We start from the raw sequence: 21,012 nt of genomic DNA on the forward strand, positions 1-21,012 counted from the left end.
TGGGGTAGCAGGGCCGAAGTCAACGAGTGGAATACCCCGGCGAACGGGTGGAAACTCGTCGAAGTGCACGGAATCACCGAACGTGAGGAGAAGCGCCATGTCGTCCAAGCGTCGCCGCAAGAAGAGGGCACGTCGCAAGAACGGTGCCAACCACGGCAGCCGCCCCCAGTGCTGAACCGCCGCTGACGTGGTGCCGATGTGGCGTCCGCCCCGGAACGCACCGGACGGACGCCACTTCGCTGCCCCGCGCGCAGCTTTTCCGGTGACGGGAGCCCTGCCGCCCCGGGCGGCACGTGGGCCCCGCAGCCCCGGGGTGACAGGGGTGCGCCGAGCGCCGTCCGCCCTGGTCGGAGCCCGGTGACGACCGGCCAGTAGAGTTCGGCTGCGTCGTCCCCCGAGCACCGAGGTTTACGTCCGTGGCCCCCGCAGCACCCGAGAACTCCGCCCCGCCCGCGGTGTCCGTCATAGGCATCGGCGCCGACGGATGGACGGGCCTGCCCGACGCGTCCCGGGCCGCGCTCAGGGACGCCCAGGTCCTGATCGGCGGCGCACGCCAGCTCGCGCTCCTGCCGCAGCGGTGCACGGGGCAACGCGTGACCTGGCCCACCCCGCTGCGCCCCGCCGTTCCGGCCCTGCTCACCGCCCACCGGGGAAGCCGCATCGCCGTGCTGGCCAGCGGCGACCCGATGTTCTACGGCATCGGCCGCGCCCTCGCCGAAACCCTCGGACCGGACGCGCTGCACGTCCTGCCGCACCCCTCGTCCGTCTCGTACGCCTGCGCCCGCATCGGCTGGCCGCTGGAGGACACCGAGACCGTCACCCTCGTCGGACGTCCCGCCGCCCGCCTCGCCGCCGCCCTGCACGACGGGCGCCGCCTGCTCGTCCTCAGCGCGGACGCGGCCACCCCGGCCACGGTGGCCGCCCTGCTGCGCGAACGCGGCTTCGGGCCGAGCCGGATGCGCGTACTGGAGCAGCTCGGCGGCGAGCACGAGGACTGCACGGACGGCACCGCCGACACCTGGCAGCACCCGCCCGGCGACCCGCTCAACGTCATCGCCGTCGACTGCCGGCGCGCCCCCGACGCCCTGCGCCTGGGGGCCGTCCCCGGGCTGCCCGACGCCGCCTACGAGCACGACGGCCAGCTCACCAAACGCCACATCCGCGCCGCCACCCTCGCCGCCCTCGCCCCCGCACCCGGCGAACTCCTGTGGGACGTCGGCGGCGGCTCCGGGTCGATCGCCATCGAGTGGATGCGCACCCACCCGTCCCTCCGGGCGATCGGCGTCGAACGCGACACGGCGCGCGCGGCACGCATCGCCCGCAACGCCGACCGGCTCGGTGTGCCGGGACTGCGCGTGGTCGAAGGCAGGGCGCCCGCCGCCCTGGCGGGACTGCCCGCCCCCGACGCCGTGTTCATCGGCGGCGGCCTCACCGTCCCCGGGCTCCTCGACGCCTGCTGGGACGCGCTGCCGACGGGCGGACGGCTCGTCGCCAACACGGTCACCCTGGAGTCCGAGGCCCTCCTTGCCGCCCGGCACCGCCGTCACGGCGGCGACCTCGTACGGCTCGCCGTCGCGCACGCCGTACCGGTGGGCGGCTTCACCGGCTGGCGGCAGGCGATGCCGGTCACCCAGTGGTCCGTGACCAAGAACCCCCGCACCCCCCTCGCAGCGAGAGCCCCAGGAGACAACGCATGACCGTGTACTTCATCGGCGCCGGCCCCGGCGCGGCCGACCTGATCACGGTGCGCGGCGCCCGCACCCTCGCCGCCTGCGGCGTCTGCCTGTACGCGGGCAGCCTGGTGCCCCGCGAACTGCTCGCCGAATGCCCGCCCGGCGCCCGCCTCGTCGACACCGCCCGGCTCGACATCGAGCAGATCACCGCCGAACTCACCGCGGCCCACGCCGCCGGCCACGACGTCGCCCGCCTGCACTCCGGCGACCCGTCCGTCTTCAGCGCGGTCAACGAACAGATGCGCCGCCTCGACGAGGCCCGGGTGCCGTACGAGGTGATCCCCGGCGTCCCCGCCTTCGCCGCCGCGGCAGCCGCCCTCAAACGGGAGCTGACCGTCCCCACCGTGGGCCAGACCGTCATCCTCACCCGCATCGCCCAGCGCGCCACCGCCATGCCCGAGGGCGAGGACCTGGCGACCCTGGGCCGCAGCGGCGCCCTGATCGTGCTGCACCTGGCCGCCCAGTACGTGGACCGCGTCGTCGAGGAACTGGTGCCGCACTACGGGAGCGACTGTCCGGCTGCCGTTGTCGCCTACGCCTCGCGTCCCGACGAGATCGTGCTGCGCGGCACCCTCGACGACATCGCCGCCCAGGTGAAGGCCGCCGGAGTGCTCCGTACCGCCGTCATCATGGTCGGCCGCACGCTCGGCGCCGAGCAGTTCCGGGACAGCCACCTGTACTCCCCGGCCCGCGACCGGCACACCTGCTGACACGCCTGTGAACCCGGCGGGGGCGGGACTCAGCGCACGTCGCTGCGCCCCACGACCGTCCCCGCCCGGTCGATGCAGAGCACGTCGACCGTCACCGGAGCGCCCCGCAGCACCGACAGCGCCTGGTCGCGGGCCTCCTGCGCCACCAGGTCCCCCAGCGGCACCCCGTGCGCCTGGCACAGCTGGAGCGCCGCCAGACCCGTGTTGGCGGCGGCGATCTCCTCCGCCAGGACCCCGTCCGCGCCGCCCCGCCGCGCCAGCTCCGCCAGGAACCCCTTGTCGACCTGTGAGCGGCCCGAATGCAGGTCCAGGTGCCCGGCCGCCAGCTTCGACAGCTTCGCGAAACCGCCGCAGAGCGTCAGCCGCTGCACCGGATGACGCCGCACGTACTTCAGGACCGCGCCCGCGAAGTCCCCCATGTCCAGCAGGGCGATCTCCGGCAGCCCGAACTCGGCGACGACCGTCTTCTCCGACGTCGAGCCCGTGCATCCGGCCACGTGCGTCAGCCCGGCCGCCCGCGCCACGTCCACGCCCCTGCGGATCGAGTCGATCCACGCCGAGCAGGAGTACGGCACGACGACGCCGGTCGTACCCAGGATGGAGAGGCCGCCGAGGATCCCCAGACGGGGGTTCCAGGTGGAGCGGGCGATCTCCTCGCCGTGGTCGACCGAGACCGTCACCTCGACGTCCTCGCCGCCGCCGTGTTCCTCCGCCACGCGCGCGAGGTGCTCGCGGATCATCTGCCGGGGCACCGGATTCACGGCCGCCTCCCCCACCTCCAGCGGAAGCCCCGGCAGGGTCACTGTGCCGACGCCCGGCCCGGCCACGAACACCACCCCCGAGCCCGGCGGCAGCCGCCGCACCGTCACCCGCACCAGCGCGCCGTGCGTCACGTCCGGGTCGTCACCGGCGTCCTTGACCACCCCGGCCATCGCCCGCCCGCCGCCCAGCTCCTCGACCGCGAGGGCGAACGCGGGCGTCTGGCCGCGGGGGAGCGTGATCGTTACCGGGTCGGGGAAACCGCCGGTCAGCAGCGCCGTGTACGCGGCGGTGGCCGCAGCCGTCGCACAGGCACCGGTCGTCCACCCGGACCGCAGACCGGTGTGCTTGAGTTGGGCGCTGCGCCCGCCCTCGGCCCCGCCCGGCGCCGCGTGCCCGCTCTTCTCGCTGATGTCACCCATGGAGGGACCCGATGCACATACTCGTCCTCGGCGGTACGACGGAAGCCCGCCGACTGGCGGGGCTGCTGGTGGACACGCTGCCCGCGGCCACCCGGGTGACCAGTTCCCTGGCCGGACGGGTCGCGAGCCCCAGGCTGCCCCCGGGCGAGGTGCGTGTCGGCGGGTTCGGCGGGGCCGAAGGACTGGCCGCATGGCTGCGTGCCCATGAGGTGGACGCGCTCATCGACGCCACCCATCCTTTCGCCGGAACGATCAGTTTCAGTGCGGCTGCCGCTGCCGCCGAGGCCCATGTTCCCCTGCTGGCGCTGCGCCGGCCCGGCTGGACGCCGGGCGAGGGCGACCGCTGGCACCCGGTCGGCTCCCTCGCCGAGGCCGCCCGCACGCTGCCCGCGCTGGGGGAGCGGGTCTTCCTCACCACCGGACGCATGGGCCTGGGCGCCTTCGCCGGCCTGGACGAGCAGTGGTTCCTGATGCGGTCGGTGGACGCTCCGCAGGCGCCGCACCCGCCCCGGATGGAAGTCCTCCTCGAACGTGGCCCCTTCACCCTCGAAGGCGAGCGGGAACTGCTCCGCCGCCACCGCATCGACGTGCTGGTCACCAAGGACAGCGGCGGCGCCGCCACCGCGCCCAAACTGGCCGCCGCCCGCGCGGCCGGCATCCCCGTCGTCGTGGTGCGCCGCCCCCCGGTGCCCGAAGGCGTGCCGGTGGCCGACACCCCGGAGGCGGCCCTCGCCTGGCTGCGCCGCCGGCTCGGCGACGGCCGCCCCGCGGACCTCTAGGGGGCCCCCGGATAGCGGCGGGGGGTCCAGACGATCTGTTCCCCGTCGCCCCGCCGCACCCACCGGGTCTGCGACGACCCGACGAGCAGGATCGTCCGCATGTCGACCTCCGCCGGGTCCAGATCCCCCAGCCGTACCGTGCGCACGCTCTCGGCCGGACCTCCGACGTCCCGGCCGAGCACCACCGGGGTGTCCGGCGAACGGTGCTCCAGGAGCAGGTCCCTGGCCTTGCCGACCTGCCAGGTGCGGCTGCGCGAACCCGGGTTGTACAGGGCCAGCACCAGATCCGCCGACGCCGCCGCCCGCAGCCGCTCCGCGATCACCTCCCACGGCTTGAGCCGGTCCGACAGCGAGATCGTCGCGTAGTCGTGCCCCAGCGGTGCTCCCGCCTTCGCGGCGGCCGCGTTGGCGGCCGTCACCCCCGGCAGCACCCGTACCGGAACGTCCGCGTACTCCTTCTGCGAGGCCACCTCCAGGACCGCCGTCGCCATCGCGAAGATCCCCGGGTCGCCGCCCGACACCACGGCCACCCGGTGCCCGCGCCGGGCCAGGTCGAGGGCGAACTCGGCGCGCTCGGACTCCACCTTGTTGTCCGAGCCGTGCCGCACCTGCCCCGGCCGCACCGGCACCCGGTCCAGGTACGTCGTGTACCCCACCAGGGCGTCGGCGGCGGCCAGCGCACCGCGCGTCTCGGGCGTCAGCCACAGCGGCCCGGCAGGACCGGTGCCGACCACGACGACCTCGCCGTCGCACTCACGGCGGGGTGCCGCGGGCGCGGTGTGCGCGGAACCGATCCGGCTGGGCAGTACCGCGACCGCGAAGTAGGGCACCGAATCCGCGTCCACGTCGGCCAGTTCACCGGTGCGCTCGCCGGCCATGGTCGCCCGCTCCACGTAGCGGGCCTCCGCCAGCCGCCCCGACGCCTCGAAGGCGCCGCGCACGGCGGGGAAGGTACGTCCCAGCTTCATCACCACGGCCGTGTCGGTGCTCGCGAGCCGCGCCGTCAGCTCCTCCTCGGGCAGCGTGCCCGGCAGGATCGTCAGCACCTCCTCGCCCTCCACCAGCGGCGTGCCCAGCCGGGCGGCGGCGGCGCTCACCGACGTCACCCCGGGGATCACCTCGGTGGGGAAACGGTCCGCGAGCCGCTTGTGCATGTGCATGTACGAGCCGTAGAAGAGCGGATCGCCCTCGGCGAGCACGGCGACGGTGCGCCCCGCCTCCAGATGCGCGGCGAGCCGGGCCGCCGCCTCCTCGTAGAACTCCTCCAGCGCCGCCCGGTAGCCGCCCGGGTGGTCGGTGGTCTCCGTCGTGACGGGGTAGACCAGCGCTTCCTCCACATGGTCCGCGCGGAGGTGCTTCGCCGCGATGGACCGCGCTATCGACCGCCCGTGCCGGGCACTGTGGTACGCGATCACGTCGGCCTCGGCGATGACCTCGACCGCGCGCACCGTCATCAGGGACGGGTCGCCCGGACCGAGTCCGACCCCGTACAGCCGTCCCGCCTGCTGCTCGCTCACGGTCACTCTCCCTCGCTGGCGATCGCGTTGAGCGCGGCGGCCGCGATGGCGCTGCCGCCGCGCCTGCCGCGCACGATCAGGTGCTCCAGGCCGGACCCGTGGGCGGCCAGCGCGTCCTTGGACTCCGCGGCCCCGACGAAGCCGACGGGAACGCCGATGACCGCCGCCGGCCGCGGTGCGCCCGCCTCGATCATCTCCAGCAGCCGGAACAGCGAGGTCGGCGCGTTGCCGACGGCCACCACCGAACCCGCGAGCCGGTCGCGCCACAGTTCCATGGCGGCCGCGCTGCGCGTCGTGCCGAGTTCCTTGGCCAGCGCCGGCACCGACGGGTCGGACAGCGTGCACACCACGTCGTTGTCGGCGGGCAGCCGCTTGCGGGTGACGCCGCTGGCGACCATCTGCACGTCGCACAGGATCGGTGCGCCGGAGCGCAGCGCCGCACGGGCGTCGGCCACCACGTTCGGGCTGAAGCCGATGTCGCGCACCAGGTCGACCATGCCGCAGGCGTGGATCATACGGACCGCGACCTGGCTGACGTCGGCGGGCAGACCCGCCAGATCCGCCTCGGCGCGGATCGTGGCGAAGGACTGGCGGTAGATCGCCGGTCCGTCCTTCTCGTACTGATGCACTGTGCTGTCGCTCTCTTCTGCGGGCGTGATGGACCGGGCTGGAGACGGAATCCGTACGGCGGGCGTACGGGTGGAACGGTGTCAGTCGCGGGTGCCGCGCGCGGCGGCGACCGCGGCGGACAGTGCGGACGGGCCGCAGGTGTCATCGCCGGGGACGGTGACCGGGGCGGCGCGCGTGCCGTCCCGTACGACGGAGATCTCGTGCCCCTGCGCCGTGGCGACGACGTCGACCCGGTCGCCGTGCGGATGCCCGCACCGCCGCGCGCACCCGGACCAGTAGACAGGAAGCGCACCCCGGGGGCCCACGGCGGCCCCCGCCAGGGCGCGCACGTCGGACAGCGACTTCGCGCAGCCGGGCCGGCCGATGCAGGCGCCGACGCCGCTCCACGGGGAGTCGGGGCCGGTGATCAGCCCGGCGGCGGCCAGGGCGTCCAGCGCACCGGCGGCCCGCCCCGGGGCGAGGCCGGGGACAACGACGCCGCGCCACGGAGTGAGCCGCAGCGTGCCGTCGCCCAGGTCGCGCGCGGTGTCCGTGAGCAGGCGCCACTGCGCGGCGGTGACCCGGCCCAGGGGCACCCCGACGGACAGGGCCGCGCGGGAGCGACCGCGGCCCGTCACCACCCCGGGCCGCGGCAGCGCGGACTCCGGCACGGGATGCGGCCCGTGGGCGCGGACGGCGTCGACCCCCGCCGCGCCCCACGCTCGCACCGCCTCCGCGAGGAGGGGGCCGGGGCCGTCCGGAAGTTCGGACACCCGCCACACGCCCGCGTCCCGCGCACGGTCGAGGAACGTTTCCGCGGCCACCAGCGCCGCCCGCGCCGCCTGCGTACCGGGGACCAGTACCGCGTCCCCGGCCGCGCCGACGCGCAGCAGCGCGCGCCCGTCGCCCCGCGCCTCCAGCGTCACGTCCGCGCCGAGCGAGCACACGTCCCCCCGGCCGTCGTCCAGCGCGAACAGGAACCGGCCGGACAGTTCCACGGCCCGTTCACTGCCGCACAGCAGCGCGTCGAGTTCCGTCAGCCACGGGCCGACGTCGGCGCGCCCCAGACCGTCGAGCCCGGACAGGGGGGACGCCACGACGTTGCGCACCCGCTCGTGGCGCTCGGACGGCAGCAGCCCCGACTCGCCGAGCGACCGGGCCAGTTCGCCGCCGCAGCCGGCGGCCAGCGCGCGCAGTTGCGCGTTGCCGCGGGAAGTGAGGTGAATGTCACCATCGCCCAGCCGCCCGGCCAGCTCGCCGAGGACGCCGGCCTGACCCGCGGTCAGCCGACCTCCCGGCAGCCGCACCCGGGCCAGCGCCCCGTCGTCCGCGCCGTGCAGCCGCAGGGACCCCGGGCACGCGTCACCACGGGTCCGCAGGGGGCTCCCGCAGGACCGGGGTGAACCCTCTGCGGCAGGCGGCGGCGAAGTGGCTGGTCGGGGCATGGCGGCGAGCATACCGACCACGGAGCGGCCCCGGCGCGACGACCAGGTGGGGACCACTTGACCCAGGGCTCTAATATGCCTGGTGGCGGGCCGTACGGTCCGCCGTCGCCACCGACGGCGACAGGGGAGGAAGCCCGGTGCGAATCCGGCGCGGTCCCGCCACTGTGAGCCCGGCCCACCGGCCGGGTGAGCCAGGAACTCCCTTCCCCGTGCCACCCGACCCCGGTCGGGCAGGGGAGTCCCTCCGAACACCGCCCGGGGCGTGGACACCCCGAGGAAGGCACGACGCCGCATGATCCTGCTCCTGTCGACGTCCGACACCGACCTGCTCAGCGCCCGCTCCTCCGACGGCCCGGTCGGTTACCGCTACGCCAACCCCTCCCGGCTCGCCCTGGCGGACCTCCCTGAGCTCCTCGACGGCGTCGACCTCGTCGTCGTACGCCTCCTCGGCGGTGTGCGCGCCTGGCAGGACGGCCTCGACCAGGTGCTGGCCACCGGCCGCCCCGTCGTCGTGCTCACCGGTGAACAGGCCCCGGACGCCCAGTTGATGGCCGCCTCCACCGTCCCCGTCGGCATCGCCGCCGAGGCGCACGCGTACCTGGCGCACGGCGGCCCCGCCAACCTGGAGCAGCTCGCCCGCTTCCTCTCCGACACCGTGCTCCTCACCGGCCACGGCTTCGAGTCGCCCGCCCCCGCCCCCTCCTGGGGCCCGCTGGAGCGCACCGCCCGGCAGGACATCGACGGCCCGACCATCGCGGTGCTCTACTACCGCGCCCACCACATGAGCGGCAACACCGCGTTCATCGACGCCCTGTGCGGCGCGATCGAGGCCGCCGGGGCCCGCCCGCTGCCGCTGTACGTCGCGTCCCTGCGTGCCCCCGAGCCCGAACTCATCGACGCACTGCGGGCCGCCGACGCCATCGTCACCACCGTCCTGGCCGCGGGCGGCACCCGCCCCGCCGAGGCCTCGGCCGGCGGCGACGACGAGTCCTGGGACGCGGGCGCCCTCACCCACCTCGACGTGCCGATCCTCCAGGCGCTCTGCCTCACCGGTTCGCGCGCCGACTGGGAGGACAACGACGAGGGCGTCTCCCCGCTGGACGCGGCGAGCCAGATCGCCGTGCCGGAGTTCGACGGCCGCCTGATCACCGTCCCGTTCTCCTTCAAGGAGATCGACGAGGACGGCCTGCCCGCGTACGTCGCCGACACCGAGCGTGCCGCCCGCGTCGCCGGAATCGCCGTGCGCCACGCCCGGCTTCGGCACATCCCCAACGCCGACAAGCGCCTCGCGCTCGTCCTCTCCGCGTACCCCACCAAGCACTCCCGCATCGGCAACGCGGTCGGCCTCGACACCCCCGCCAGCGCCGTCGCCCTGCTTCGCCGCCTCAAGGAGGAGGGCTACGACTTCGGCACCGAGGAGATTCCCGGCCTCGTCTCCGGCGACGGCGACGAGCTGATCTACGCCCTCATCGACGCGGGCGGCCACGACCAGGAGTGGCTCACCGAGGAGCAGCTGGCCCGCAACCCCGTGCGCATCCCGGCCGCCGACTACCGGCGCTGGTTCGCCACTCTGCCCGCCGAACTCCGCGAGTCCGTCGAGCAGCACTGGGGCCCGGCCCCCGGCGAGATGTTCGTCGACCGTTCCGCCAACCCGGACGGCGACATCGTCCTCGCCGCCCTGCGCTTCGGCAACCTGCTCATCCTCATCCAGCCGCCGCGCGGCTTCGGCGAGAACCCGATCGCGATCTACCACGACCCGGATCTGCCGCCGTCCCACCACTACCTGGCCGCCTACCGCTGGATCGCCGCCTCCGCCGACGACAACGGTTTCGGCGCCGACGCGATGGTTCACCTCGGCAAGCACGGCAACCTGGAGTGGCTGCCCGGCAAGAACGCGGGCCTGTCCGCGGCCTGCGGCCCCGACGCCGCTCTCGGCGACCTCCCGCTGATCTACCCGTTCCTGGTCAACGACCCCGGCGAGGGCACCCAGGCCAAGCGCCGCGTGCACGCCACCCTCGTCGACCACCTGGTGCCGCCGATGGCCCGTGCCGACAGCTACGGCGACATCGCCCGGCTGGAACAACTCCTCGACGAGCACGCCCAGATCGCCTCCATGGACCCGGCGAAGCTCCCGGCGATCCGTGCCCAGATCTGGACCCTCATCCAGGCGGCGAAGCTCGACCACGACCTCGGCATTGAGAACCGCCCCGAGGACGAGGGCTTCGACGACTTCATCATGCATCTCGACGGCTGGCTCTGCGAGATCAAGGACGTGCAGATCCGCGACGGCCTGCACATCCTCGGCGGCGCGCCGGCCGGAGCCGCCCGGGTCAACCTGGTCCTCGCGATCCTGCGAGCCCGTCAGATCTGGGGCGGCACCGCCTCGCTGCCCGGCCTGCGTGAAGCCCTCGGACTCGACGAGTCGGCGGCGCAGCGCACCGCCGCCGACGAGATCGAGGAGCAGGCCCGCACCCTCGTCCAGGCGATGGAGGACGCGGACTGGGACCCGGCCGCCGTCGCGGGCGTCGCCGCCGGTCACCCGCAGTCCGTCGCGGACATCCTCGCCTTCGCCGCCCGCGAAGTCGTTCCGCGCCTGGCCGCCACCACCGACGAACTCACCCACGCCGTCCACGCGCTGAACGGCGGCTTCGTTCCGGCGGGCCCCTCCGGCTCACCGCTGCGCGGCCTGGTCAACGTCCTGCCGACCGGCCGCAACTTCTACTCCGTCGACCCCAAGGCGGTCCCCTCCAAGCTCGCCTGGGAGACCGGGCAGGCCCTCGCGGACTCCCTCCTGGAGCGCTACCGCAACGACAACGGCGAATGGCCCACCTCCGTCGGCCTCTCCCTCTGGGGCACGAGCGCCATGCGCACGGCAGGCGACGACATCGCCGAAGCCTTCGCCCTGCTCGGGGTGCGGCCCCTCTGGGACGACGCGTCCCGCCGGGTCACCGGACTCGAAGCGATCCCGACCGCCGAACTCGGCCGCCCCCGCATCGACGTCACCCTGCGCATCTCGGGCTTCTTCCGCGACGCGTTCCCGCACACCATCGGCCTCCTCGACGACGCGGTGCGCCTCGCCGCCTCCCTGGAGGAGCCGGACGACATCAACTACGTACGCGCCCACACCCGGGCAGACCTCGCCGAGCACGGCGACGAACGCCGCGCCACCACCCGCATCTTCGGCTCCCGCCCAGGAACCTACGGCGCGGGCCTGCTCCAGCTCATCGACTCCCGCGACTGGCGCACCGACGCCGACCTCGCCGAGGTCTACACGGTATGGGGCGGCTACGCCTACGGCCGCGAACTCGACGGCCGCCCGGCCCGCGAGGAGATGGAGACGGCGTACAAGCGCATCGAGGTCGCGGCCAAGAACACCGACACCCGTGAGCACGACATCGCCGACTCGGACGACTACTTCCAGTACCACGGCGGCATGGTCGCCACCGTCCGCGCGCTCAAGGGCAAGGCCCCCGAGGCGTACATCGGCGACTCGACCCGGCCCGAGACGGTCCGTACCCGCACCCTCGTCGAGGAGACCTCACGCGTCTTCCGGGCCCGCGTCGTCAACCCCAAGTGGATCGAGGCGATGCGCCGTCACGGCTACAAGGGCGCCTTCGAACTCGCCGCCACCGTCGACTACCTCTTCGGATACGACGCGACGACCGGCGTGGTCGCCGACTGGATGTACGACAAGCTCACCGAGACCTACGTGCTCGACCCGGTGAACCGCGAGTTCCTCAAGGAAGCGAACCCCTGGGCGCTGCACGGCATCGCCGAACGCCTCCTGGAGGCCGAGTCCCGCGGCATGTGGGCCAAGCCCGACCCGGCCGTCCTGGACGCGCTGCGGCAGGCGTACCTGGAGACCGAGGGCGACCTGGAGGGCGAGGACTGAGCAGGGGCGGGGCGGACCCTCCGGCGTGTGGGTCCGCCCCGCCCGGGTCCCGGCCACCGCGTTCCGTCCGGGTCCCGGCCACCGTTTCTGCGCGCGGCCGGACAGGGGGAGCTATGCGCTCCGGCCCCCGTCCGGCGCGCCGTGCTTCGCCGGAGCGTCGTTGTCGTCGTCGGGGATGCCGGTCAGGTCCTCCACGTCGAAGAGCCGGGCGATCGGCACGTCCGTACTGCTGTGCGCGATGATCGACACCGCGATGCACACGGCGATCAGCGTGTACGCCTCCTCGCCCTGGGGAATGCCGGCCTGGAGGACCAGCAGCCCGTACACCACCGAGGCGAAGCCCTTCGGGCCGAACCATGCCGCCACCAGCCTCTCCCGGCGGTCGAAGCGGGTACCGATCAGCGACAGCAGCATCGAGGCGGGCCGGATGAGCACGATCGCGAGCACCACCGCCACGTAGCCGCCGAAGGACAGGTCGCCGAAGAGCTGCGGGGTGAGCAGCGCGCCGAAGACGAGCAGCGCGGCGAACTTCGCCAGCTCGGCCAGCGACTCGCCGAGCGGCTCGAACGCCGACTTCGCCTCGGGGGAGACGGTGGCGAGGACCGCGCCCGCGGAGAACGCCGCGAGGTAGGGGTTGGCGTGGGTGAGGTGGCACAGGCCGTACAGGATGACGCCGATGGCCAGCGGCAGCAGCGGCTGCAGCTTGGGCTCGGCTCCCAGCAGCGGAAGCCGTACGAGGAAACTCACGAGCAGGGGCAGCACCACGCCGAAGACCAGCCCGAGCAGCAGCTCCAGCCCGATCGCGCCCAGGGACGACTCCGCGCTGCCCGACGTCGCCCCCGCCGCTGCGATGAAGACCAGGACGACGGGGAGGGCCAGTCCGTCGTTGATGCCGCTCTCCACGTTCAGCAACTGGCGCAGCTTCGTCGGGACTTCCTTGCGGCCCACGATCGCGGACGCGAACACCGGGTCCGTGGGCGCCAGCACCGCACCCACCAGGAACGACGTCGTCCAGTCCAGGCCGACCAGGTAGTGCGTCACCAGCGCCATGCCGATGAACGCCAGCGGCATGCCCAGACCCAGCGCGCGGGCCGGGTTCTTCCAGTTCTCCCGCAGCTTGGGCACGGACACGTGCATGCCGTCGGTGAACAGCACCGCGAACAGCGCCAGGTCGGCGGTGACCGACACGATCGGGCTGTCCGGCGTGATGTGGATCAGACCGAGGAAGCCGTCACTGACCAGGGCGCCGCCCGCCAGGAAGAGCAGGGAGGTGGACAGCACCGTCCGAGCCGCCAGGCCCGACAACAGCACCGCTACGAGGAGTGCGACTCCGAAGACGGCGACGAGCAGCATGTCTGAGATCCCCTGTCCGTGAAGAGAGTTGTCCCCCATCGCCGACCAGGCTTCCCGGCACACCGCAGGGAACCCTACACGGCCCTTACGCGGTATTGACGGGTCCCTGCCGACGCACACTGCGCAGTTCACCGCACGTCGGTGAACGCCGACTGCCGGCGGCCCCCCCGGGGCCGGGCTGGACCGGAGAGCCGGGCAGCGGCAGGATCAGTCCGGCCCCGCGCGCCGACGGGGCCGCGGAAACCGCTCGACCAGGGGGAGTTGTCACCGTTCCATGTCCTTGCCCCATCAGCCGCGCGTCCGCACACCGGACCGGCCGCAGACCGGACAGATGATCGTCTGCGGGGACGACGCCCTGGCCCGGCGGCTGGCCGACGAACTGCGCGAGGTGTACGCCGAACACGTCACGCTGGTCGTTCCGGCGGGCCGAGGGGCGGCGGCCCCGGGCTCCGGCGGCCCGGGAACGGTCTCCGCGCTCGTCGGCCGGATGTCCTCCGCGGTCACCAGGAACGCACGGGCCGCCGCCCCGCCGTCCGGCCGCCCGTACACCGAGGACCTGCGGGTCCTGGAAGCGGCCGAACCGGACGACGTGACACTGGAAGCCGCCGGGATCGCGGAGGCCACCGCGCTCGCCCTCGTCTACGACGACGACGAACGCAACATCCGGGCCGCGCTCGTCGCCCGCCGCCTCAATCCCCGGCTGCGCCTGGTGATCCGGCTCTACAACCGCAAACTGGGCCAGCACCTGGAGGAGCTCCTCGATCAGGCCGCCGCCGTCGCCGCCCCCGAGCTGGACCGGGCCGCCCTGGACGCCTCCACGACCGTGCTCTCCGACGCCGACACCGCGGCCCCGGCACTGGCCGCGACCGCCGTGGCGGGCACCCGAAAGATCGTCCACGCGGCCGGGCTGCTGCTGCGGGCCGTGGAACGCACCCCGCCGGGGCCCGGCCGGGTCGCCGACCCAGGGCTGTGCACCCTGGCCCTGCTCTCCTCCACCACCCAGGACCCGGCCGGCGCCGAGGGCTCCGACCGCAGCGGCGGCGAAGCCCCCCAACTCCTTCCCGACGAACGAGCGGTGGCCGCCGCGACCGGCCGGGGCACCATCGTGCTGGAGGCGATCACCCACGCGTCCCCGGCGCCCGCCTCCCGGCTGCGCCGCCGCGCTACCAGCCGGGGGGTGCCGCTGGGCGAGCTGTTCTCACGCCGCTTCCGCTGGTCCCTGTTCGGCGCGCTGGCGGCTGTGCTCGCACTGTCCCTCGCCGCCTGGCGGATCACCGCGGACCACCCCCTGCACGCCGCGTACCTGATCCTGCTCGACGTCTTCTCCATCAACGACCCCGCCGTGGAGGAGTCGGCGGGCCGTCAGATCCTGCAGATCCTTTCCGGCTTCGCGGGTCTGCTGCTGCTCCCGCTGCTGGTGGCGGGCATCCTCGAAGCGTTCGGCACCTTCCGCAGCGCCTCCCAGCTGCGCCGCCCACCGCGCGGACTGTCCGGCCACGTCGTCCTGCTCGGCCTCGGAAAGGTCGGCACTCGGGTACTGGCGAACCTCCGCGAACTGGACATCCCCGTGGTGTGCGTGGAGTCCGACCCGCTCGCCCGGGGGCTCGCCCTGGCCCGGCGGCACCGGGTGCCCGTGGTGCTCGGCGACGTCACCGACGAAGGCGTGCTCGAAGCCGCAAAAGTGCACCGCGCCCACGCCTTCCTCGCGCTGACCAGCCTCGACACCACCAACCTGGAAGCCGCCCTGTACGCCCGGTCGGTCAAGCCCGACCTCCGGGTGGCCCTGCGGCTCTACGACGACGACTTCGCCACCGCGGTCTTCCGCACCCTGCGCGCGGCCCACCCGGGCGCCCTCACCCGCAGCCGCAGCGTCTCCACCCTCGCCGCCCCCGCCTTCGCCGGGGCGATGATGGGCCGCCAGGTGCTCGGCGCGATACCGGTCGAGCGCCGGGTACTGCTGTTCGCCGCCCTGGACGTGGCCGGGCATCCCCTCCTCGAAGGCCGTACGGTCGCCGAGGCGTTCCGCGCCGGGGCCTGGCGGATCCTGGCCCTGGACCCCACCGACGCCCGCGACCGCACCCCCGACCTCGCCTCCCCGAACGCCCGCGGGGACGCCGATGGCGCGTCCCCGCCGCCGGGACTGGTCTGGGACCTGCACCCCGGTTACGTGCTGCGTCCCGAGGACCGCGTCCTGCTGGCCACCACCCGGGGCGGTCTCGCGGAACTCCTCGTCCGCAGCGCGACCAGGCCCTCCGCGGCCGGCGGAGACGCCAGTCCCGTGCCGGGCTGAAAGTCTCCGGCCGTGTCCACGGACGGCGGAGCGCCGGCCCCGGCCGGGCCGCAGCCGGGGCCGGCCCGGTCCCGCCGACGGTCAGCGCAGGCTGAGCAGCGGCACCTTCCGTACGAGAGCGGGGTGCAGCGCGGCCGGCGCCACCGCGGTGGGCCCGCCGGCCGACACGCCGGCCACGGCATCGACCCGCTGGATGCCCAGGTGCGCGCAGAGCCCGGACACCGCGCCGGCGAACCCCGTGGGCGAGGTGCCGGTCGACACCGGGGTACGCCCGCAGCCCGGCCGGGAGGGTGCCAGCACGGTGCAGCCGGCAGCGGCGGACACCTCCTCGCCGCGCGGCGGGCCGGCCCGCAGATGGCCGCCGTGCAGGAGGACGACGGCAGCCGGACCGTCCCGCCGGTCCAGCCGGTACTCGACGGGTCCGTTCGCCAACTCCACCACCTGCGTGGCGCTTGGTCCCCGCGCACGACTCGCGTCATCACAGGTCCTCCGCCCCGGTCGCGGGTGTGCACGGTACACCGCGAAAGCCCGGCCGTCCCGTCGGCGGGCCCGGCCACAGGTCCTGTCCCGCCGACCGTACGATCGCCGATTCCACGGCCGCGATCCGGTCGGCCAGCAGCCCCAGGGCGGCCACCGCCCGCCCGATCCCGTCCTCGCCCGTCCCGCCGAGCGCCTGGCGCCGCACGTACGACGTGGTGATCTGCGACCAGCGGGCCGCCTGCTCAGGGGTGAGGGTGCCGCGCAGGGCGGCGAGCTTGAGCAGACTGGACTCGGCACCGGTGGTGAGGGTCTGCGCCTCGCCCGTGTAGTGGTCGTCCACGACCGCGGCCAGCTCGGCGTCGTTCATGACGGGGCTGATCCGCTGCACGATCTTGTTCAGGTTGCGGTACGAACCCTGCAGCAGGAACGGCGGCTCGGTACGCGAGGCGTCGGCCTGCGCGGCCGAGGCGATGTACGCCCCGTTCACGGCGAGTACGGTCGCGCGTGCGGTCAGCAGGTGGCGCAGCACGGCGAGGACGCGGTCCAGCTCGGCGGGCGCGTACGAGTGCACGAGCCGGTCGGCGCGCGCGCTCGGATCGCCCTCGGCGAGCCGCACCAGCAGGTCCAGGTCGGTGCGGTCGCGCCCGGCCAGCGGGGCGAGCACCGGGTGCGAGGTGAGGGCGTTCTCCACGAAGCTGGTGGCGAACGCGTCCTCCTTGCCTGTCAGTACGTCGCCCAGGTTCCACACGTCCGCCCGGTTGGCGAGCATGTCCGGGATGTGGAAACGCTGCCCCGACCCGGTGTACGGGTTGCCGGCCATGCACACGGCGAAGCGCTTGCCGCGCAGGTCGTGGCCGTTGAGGGTGCGGGTCGCGTCGCACAGGGGGATGAACTTCTGGAGCAGCTCGGGCGAGGTGTGCTGGATGTCGTCCAGGTAGAGGAGCGTGTTGTTCCCGGCCGCCAGCGCGAACGCGATCTTCTCGACCTCCCGGCGGGCGGTCGCGTTCGGGGCCTCGGCCGGGTCGAGCGAGGTGACGGAATGCCCCAGCGCGGGCCCGTCGACCTTCACCAGCAGCATGCCGAGCCGCTCCGCCACGTACTCCATCAGCGTCGTCTTGCCGTAACCGGGCGGCGACAGGAGGAGCAGCAGACCGCTGCTGTCGGTGCGCCGGGCGTCGCCGGCCGTGCCGATCTGCTGGGCGAGGCTGTCGCCGATCAGCGGCAGGTACACCTCGTCGACGAGCCGGTTGCGAACGAACGCCGACATCACCCGGGGCCGGAACTCCGCCAGCCGCAGCCGCTCCCGTTCGGTGGCCACCAGAGCGGCCCGCAGCTTCTGGTACGCACGGAACCCGGGCACGGTGCACTCCGCGAACTCGGTCGTCCTGAACAGGAATTCGTCGAGACGCAGGGGCAGGGAGCGGGTTCGGCGGTCGATACGCGGGTGGTCGCCGAGGAGTCCGGTGACCGTGGCGGTGAGCGGGGCGTCCATCTCGTACCGGGACAGCCCGGGGCACAGCTCGACGGCGACGGCCTCGGCGAGGTCGCCGGGGTCGGCCTCCTCGCCGGACGCGACAGCGTAGGACGTGAGCCAGCCCTCCACGAGCCGCTGCGCGGGCGCGAGCTGCCCGGCCTCCAGATGCGTGCGCACGTCCTCCTCGTAAGGGCAGGTGCCGACCGTGCGGCGGAACTTGTCGAGCAGCGTGCGGGCGGACGCGCTGACCGCGAAGGAGGGCCCGGTGGCCAGCTCCTCCACGAGGTACGCGGCGGCGCCCGCCTCGTCCCGCGCGGGGTGCCGGGGAGTGCCGGCCGGTGCGTCGCGCAGCGCGAAATCCCTTATCGATTCCGCGAGTTCCTCGCGCAGCGCGTCGAGGGCCGGCGAGCCACCGAAGGCTTCCCTGGCCCGTACCAGGGAGCGTGCCTGGCGGGCCCAGATCTCCCGCGCGGCGCCCGGGACGCCGTACGCCCAGAACAGCTGTGCCTTCGCGCGCGCGGCGGCCCGGTGGCCCAGCAGGCCCGCGCCGTCGCACAGACGCAGGACGGTACGGAGGATCTTTGCCGCGTCGTGGTCGTGGACGCCCCGCTCGTACCCCTCGTCGTACGCGGCCTCGGCGCTCCGGCGCACCAGGGCGGGCAGGTCCTCCTCCGCGGCGAGTTTCCGTGTGCCGTGCTCGGCCAGCAGACGGGCCGCCAGGTACTCCGACCGGTACACCCGGCCCGACTCCGACACCAGCGGCTGGTCCCAGTGGGCGCGGGTGGCCGCGAAGGCCGGGTCGGTGACGGGGGAGCGGTAGTCGGTCCCGGTCAGGGCGAAGGCCAGGGTGCCGTCGTCGTGCGGCACCAGGGTGAGTTCCGGGGCGCGGGTGGAGACCGCGAAGCGGTGGCGGCCCAGCCGCAGGGTGCCGCCGCCGTCCGCGTACAGGTCCGTGCGGTCGCGCAGCGCCCGGCCCGCCTCCTGGCGGGCCGCCTTGAGCCGCCCCTCCAGCTCCCCGGCCCGTACCGCCTCACCTGCTTCGCGCAGCTCCTCGACGGCGCGGCGCACCTTCGCAGCCATCGGGTCGGAGGCGAAGCAGGTGTGCACCGCGTCGGCGGAGTCGAGTCCCGCGGCGCGCCGGACCAGTGCCTCCAGCGCCCGCCCGGCGGACGCGGCGAGCTGCGCGGCGCGGCGGGCACGGGCGTCCTGGAGGGTCTGCTTACGGGCGTGGAAGGTGTCGTACACCTCGCCGCGCTGCCGCTCGACCTCGGCGAGGAAGTCCTCGTGATCGGCGAAACGCGCTTCGAGGTTCTCCCATTGGAGCATGAGGGAAGCCAGTTGGGTGTCGCAGTGCTCCGGCGTGCGGGCCGCGGAGAGCGCCCCGGCCACCGACTGGCCCAGCAGCGCGAACTCGGCGGCGAACTCCGCCCGGCCCTCCCGGTCGAGCAGTGTGCGCCGGCGGTTCTCCAGCCCCGCGCGGGACCGGTTGACGCCGCCCAGCACCTCGGCGATGCGCTCCAGGACGACGGTGCGCACCGTCGCGTCCGCGATGTCGAGACCGGCGACGACTTCGGTCAACGCCCGCAGCCCCTGCGCCTGTTCGTCCAGCCGCGCGTTGACCTGACCTGCCTCGGCCACCGTGCCGATCGCCTCGCCGTCGGCGGTCAGCCGCTCCACCTGGGCGTGGTACCCGGCGAACGCCCCGTCCCGCCGAAGGAAGGCGACGGCGCGCTGCCCCGCCGACGCCAGCTCCGCTCCGGCCTCCTCGGCGAGCGTGTCGATGCGGGCGGTGTCCGCGTACCGCATCTCCTTCAGCGTCACCAGGTGCCCCTGCGCCTGCCGCAGCCCGGTGATCCGTGCCACCCACTGCTCGGCGGACGCGGGCGCCTCGCCGCGCGACTGCCGTATCAGCCTGGTGAGGTGGGCGGCCGACGTGTCGAGAGCCTCGTGTGCCTGCCGCATCAGTGCCGTGACGGTCCCGAACTCCTCCAGCACCTGTACGGCCGTGGCCCGCACGCCCTCCAGCGGGGCGCGCAGATCGAGGGCATCCTCGTCGCCGAGCCAGTGGAACCGGTCGGCGGCCCGCCGGCAGGCGGCGACCAGTGCCTCGTACATCTCCCCGGTCGGCGTGGTGCTGCGGGCCTGCTCGGCGACCGACAGACACTCCGACACGCCCCGGACCAGATCCGGGTTGCCGATCCGGGCGAGCGGCCCGGCACCGGTGGGCGCGGTCGCCGCGTACAGGTCGGACACGTACGGGCTGTGCCACCGCTGCACCTGGTGGATGCGGCCGGGCTCCCCGGCGCGCAGGGTCAGCAGCGTCCCGTCGTCGAAGCGCGCGTATCCGTCGCAGGTGAGCGGCGTCGGGACCTGCTTGCGGACGAGGTGGTACGCCAGGAGCAGGGTGCGGCCGGCCGTGCGGGCGTGGAACGCGAACAGTACGTCCTCGCCGTTGGGGGAGCGCACCGCCCGCTCGAACTCCAGCTCCGCGGTGTCCGCGTCGAACGCCTTCACCGTGCCGGAGGCCAGACAGTAGCCGCCGGGGAAGACGACGCCCTGGTCGTCGGGGAGCCGACGGCAGGACTGCCCGATGCCGTCGAGCCGCACGACGGTGCCCAGCAGGGAGTGGAAGACGAGGTAGCGGGTGGTCTCCTCCTTGTACGGGCGGACCCGCAGCAGCAGGAGAGCGCCGACCCGGGCGTACGCGACCTCGGCGTCGGCGAGGGCCTGGAGCGGCTCGTCGACCGGCTCGGAGTGGATGCCGTCGGGAGTCTCGGTGTCGTCGTCGGTCTTGACGGTGAGGGAACCGCCGACGGTGGACAGGAACACGCTGCCGCCGTCGAGGGACAGGTGCGGGTGACGGCCGAGCACCTGGTCCTCACGGGCCGCCGGGACCCAGGTGACGTCGTGCGACGGCGGGAAGACGTGGTCGCGTTCGCCGCGCGCGTCCAGGAAACGGGCCTCGCCCGATGGGGAGAGGGTCCAGCGCAGCACCCGGATGTCCGCGGCCTTCTCACCCGTCTGGAAGACCGCCAGCAACTTGCCTTCCAAGCGGCGCAGTTGCAGCAGACGTGCGCCCCGGTAGTAGCGGTACAGAGCGGCGAACTCCGCGGTGAACGCGGGGTCGTCGAGCAGGCCGGGGACGGCATCGCGCGGAAGGGGGGCGAGGGCGCGGTCGTACAGGGCGAAGACGTCGTCGACCAAGACCTGCGGGCCGGGCGGTCCGGACCGGTTGAAGCCGAGGAGGAGCACGTCACCGACGGCGACGACGTCGCGAGGGGTGCACACCGGCCCGGTACGCAGCCGGTCGGTGCCGGTGAGGGTGAGGTCGGTCGAGCCGAACTCGGCGATACGGGCGGCGTCGAGGGCCTCCGCCCGGCGGGCCAGTTCCCGCGCCTGGGCCGCGAGGCGGTCGCGGAGGACTTCGTAGGTGCCACGGTCCATACCGGGGGAGCCGTCCACCGCGGGCCCGTCCACCGCCGAGTCGCCCACTACGGGGCCGTCCGCCTCCGTACCGTCCCGAAGACCGCCCCGGTCTGCCGCCGTCGT

At 74.1% G+C, this 21,012-nt stretch carries 13 protein-coding genes and 1 riboswitch; of the genes, 6 read left to right on the forward strand and 7 right to left on the reverse strand.

What is annotated here, in order from left to right; genetic code table 11:
- Positions 1-97: 97 nt before the first annotated feature.
- From HNQ79_RS34825 to cobM, 3 genes are all read left to right on the forward strand, one after another.
- Positions 98-175 carry a 50S ribosomal protein bL37 gene (locus HNQ79_RS34825; protein WP_373312619.1) on the forward strand — a complete coding sequence of 26 codons (78 nt, stop codon included), beginning with the start codon at positions 98-100 and terminating at the stop codon, positions 173-175.
- Between the two features lie 241 nt (positions 176-416).
- Positions 417-1,697, forward strand: a complete 1,281-nt coding sequence (gene cbiE / locus HNQ79_RS26145) for a precorrin-6y C5,15-methyltransferase (decarboxylating) subunit CbiE (RefSeq protein WP_185035220.1) — start codon at positions 417-419, stop codon at positions 1,695-1,697.
- Positions 1,694-2,443, forward strand: a complete 750-nt coding sequence (gene cobM / locus HNQ79_RS26150) for a precorrin-4 C(11)-methyltransferase (RefSeq protein WP_185035222.1) — start codon at positions 1,694-1,696, stop codon at positions 2,441-2,443. Before cbiE ends, cobM begins: the two co-directional genes overlap by 4 nt.
- A 29-nt stretch (positions 2,444-2,472) precedes the next feature.
- Here cobM and HNQ79_RS26155 read toward each other — a convergent pair whose 3' ends face one another.
- Positions 2,473-3,624: a cobalt-precorrin-5B (C(1))-methyltransferase gene (locus HNQ79_RS26155; protein WP_185035224.1), complete on the reverse strand. Its 1,152-nt coding sequence runs from the start codon at positions 3,622-3,624 to the stop codon at positions 2,473-2,475.
- 11 nt (positions 3,625-3,635) lie between these two features.
- Here HNQ79_RS26155 and HNQ79_RS26160 point away from each other — a divergent pair, with 11 nt between their 5' ends.
- Complete coding sequence (locus tag HNQ79_RS26160; RefSeq protein WP_185035226.1) at positions 3,636-4,403, forward strand: cobalt-precorrin-6A reductase; 768 nt, start codon at positions 3,636-3,638, stop codon at positions 4,401-4,403.
- Here HNQ79_RS26160 and HNQ79_RS26165 read toward each other — a convergent pair.
- The 3 genes from HNQ79_RS26165 to cobG form a co-directional block, all read right to left on the reverse strand.
- Entirely contained in the window at positions 4,400-5,926 is a 1,527-nt protein-coding gene (locus HNQ79_RS26165) for a precorrin-2 C(20)-methyltransferase (protein ID WP_185035228.1), read from the reverse strand. The two genes, HNQ79_RS26160 and HNQ79_RS26165, sit on opposite strands and share 4 nt — an antisense overlap.
- Positions 5,923-6,549, reverse strand: coding sequence for a precorrin-8X methylmutase (locus tag HNQ79_RS26170; RefSeq protein ID WP_185035230.1), 627 nt, complete (start codon positions 6,547-6,549; stop codon positions 5,923-5,925). The genes HNQ79_RS26165 and HNQ79_RS26170 overlap by 4 nt, the downstream gene beginning before the upstream one ends.
- 81 nt (positions 6,550-6,630) lie before the next feature.
- Positions 6,631-7,986, reverse strand: a complete 1,356-nt coding sequence (gene cobG / locus HNQ79_RS26175; protein WP_185035232.1) for a precorrin-3B synthase — start codon at positions 7,984-7,986, stop codon at positions 6,631-6,633.
- 114 nt (positions 7,987-8,100) lie between these two features.
- Positions 8,101-8,175: riboswitch (cobalamin riboswitch) on the forward strand.
- 91 nt (positions 8,176-8,266) lie between these two features.
- On the opposite strand from cobG, the gene cobN reads away from it, so the two are divergent.
- Positions 8,267-11,866 carry a cobaltochelatase subunit CobN gene (cobN, locus tag HNQ79_RS26180; RefSeq protein ID WP_185035234.1) on the forward strand — a complete coding sequence of 1,200 codons (3,600 nt, stop codon included), beginning with the start codon at positions 8,267-8,269 and terminating at the stop codon, positions 11,864-11,866.
- Positions 11,867-11,977: 111 nt separating this feature from the next.
- Here cobN and HNQ79_RS26185 read toward each other — a convergent pair whose 3' ends face one another.
- Positions 11,978-13,219, reverse strand: coding sequence for a cation:proton antiporter (locus tag HNQ79_RS26185; RefSeq protein WP_185035235.1), 1,242 nt, complete (start codon positions 13,217-13,219; stop codon positions 11,978-11,980).
- Positions 13,220-13,493: 274 nt separating this feature from the next.
- Here HNQ79_RS26185 and HNQ79_RS26190 point away from each other — a divergent pair, with 274 nt between their 5' ends.
- Positions 13,494-15,509, forward strand: a complete 2,016-nt coding sequence (locus HNQ79_RS26190) for an NAD-binding protein (RefSeq protein WP_229923675.1) — start codon at positions 13,494-13,496, stop codon at positions 15,507-15,509.
- Between the two features lie 81 nt (positions 15,510-15,590).
- Here the strand turns inward: HNQ79_RS26190 and HNQ79_RS26195 are convergent, their stop codons facing one another.
- A complete protein-coding gene (locus HNQ79_RS26195) occupies positions 15,591-15,941 on the reverse strand; it encodes an alpha/beta fold hydrolase (RefSeq protein WP_185035237.1) in 351 nt (116 codons plus the stop codon).
- Positions 15,942-15,987: 46 nt separating this feature from the next.
- Complete coding sequence (locus HNQ79_RS26200; RefSeq protein ID WP_185035415.1) at positions 15,988-20,907, reverse strand: DNA repair ATPase; 4,920 nt, start codon at positions 20,905-20,907, stop codon at positions 15,988-15,990.
- Positions 20,908-21,012 lie beyond the last annotated feature (105 nt).

The organism is Streptomyces candidus, assembly GCF_014207445.1.
GTDB classification, from domain to species: Bacteria; Actinomycetota; Actinomycetes; order Streptomycetales; family Streptomycetaceae; genus Streptomyces; species Streptomyces candidus.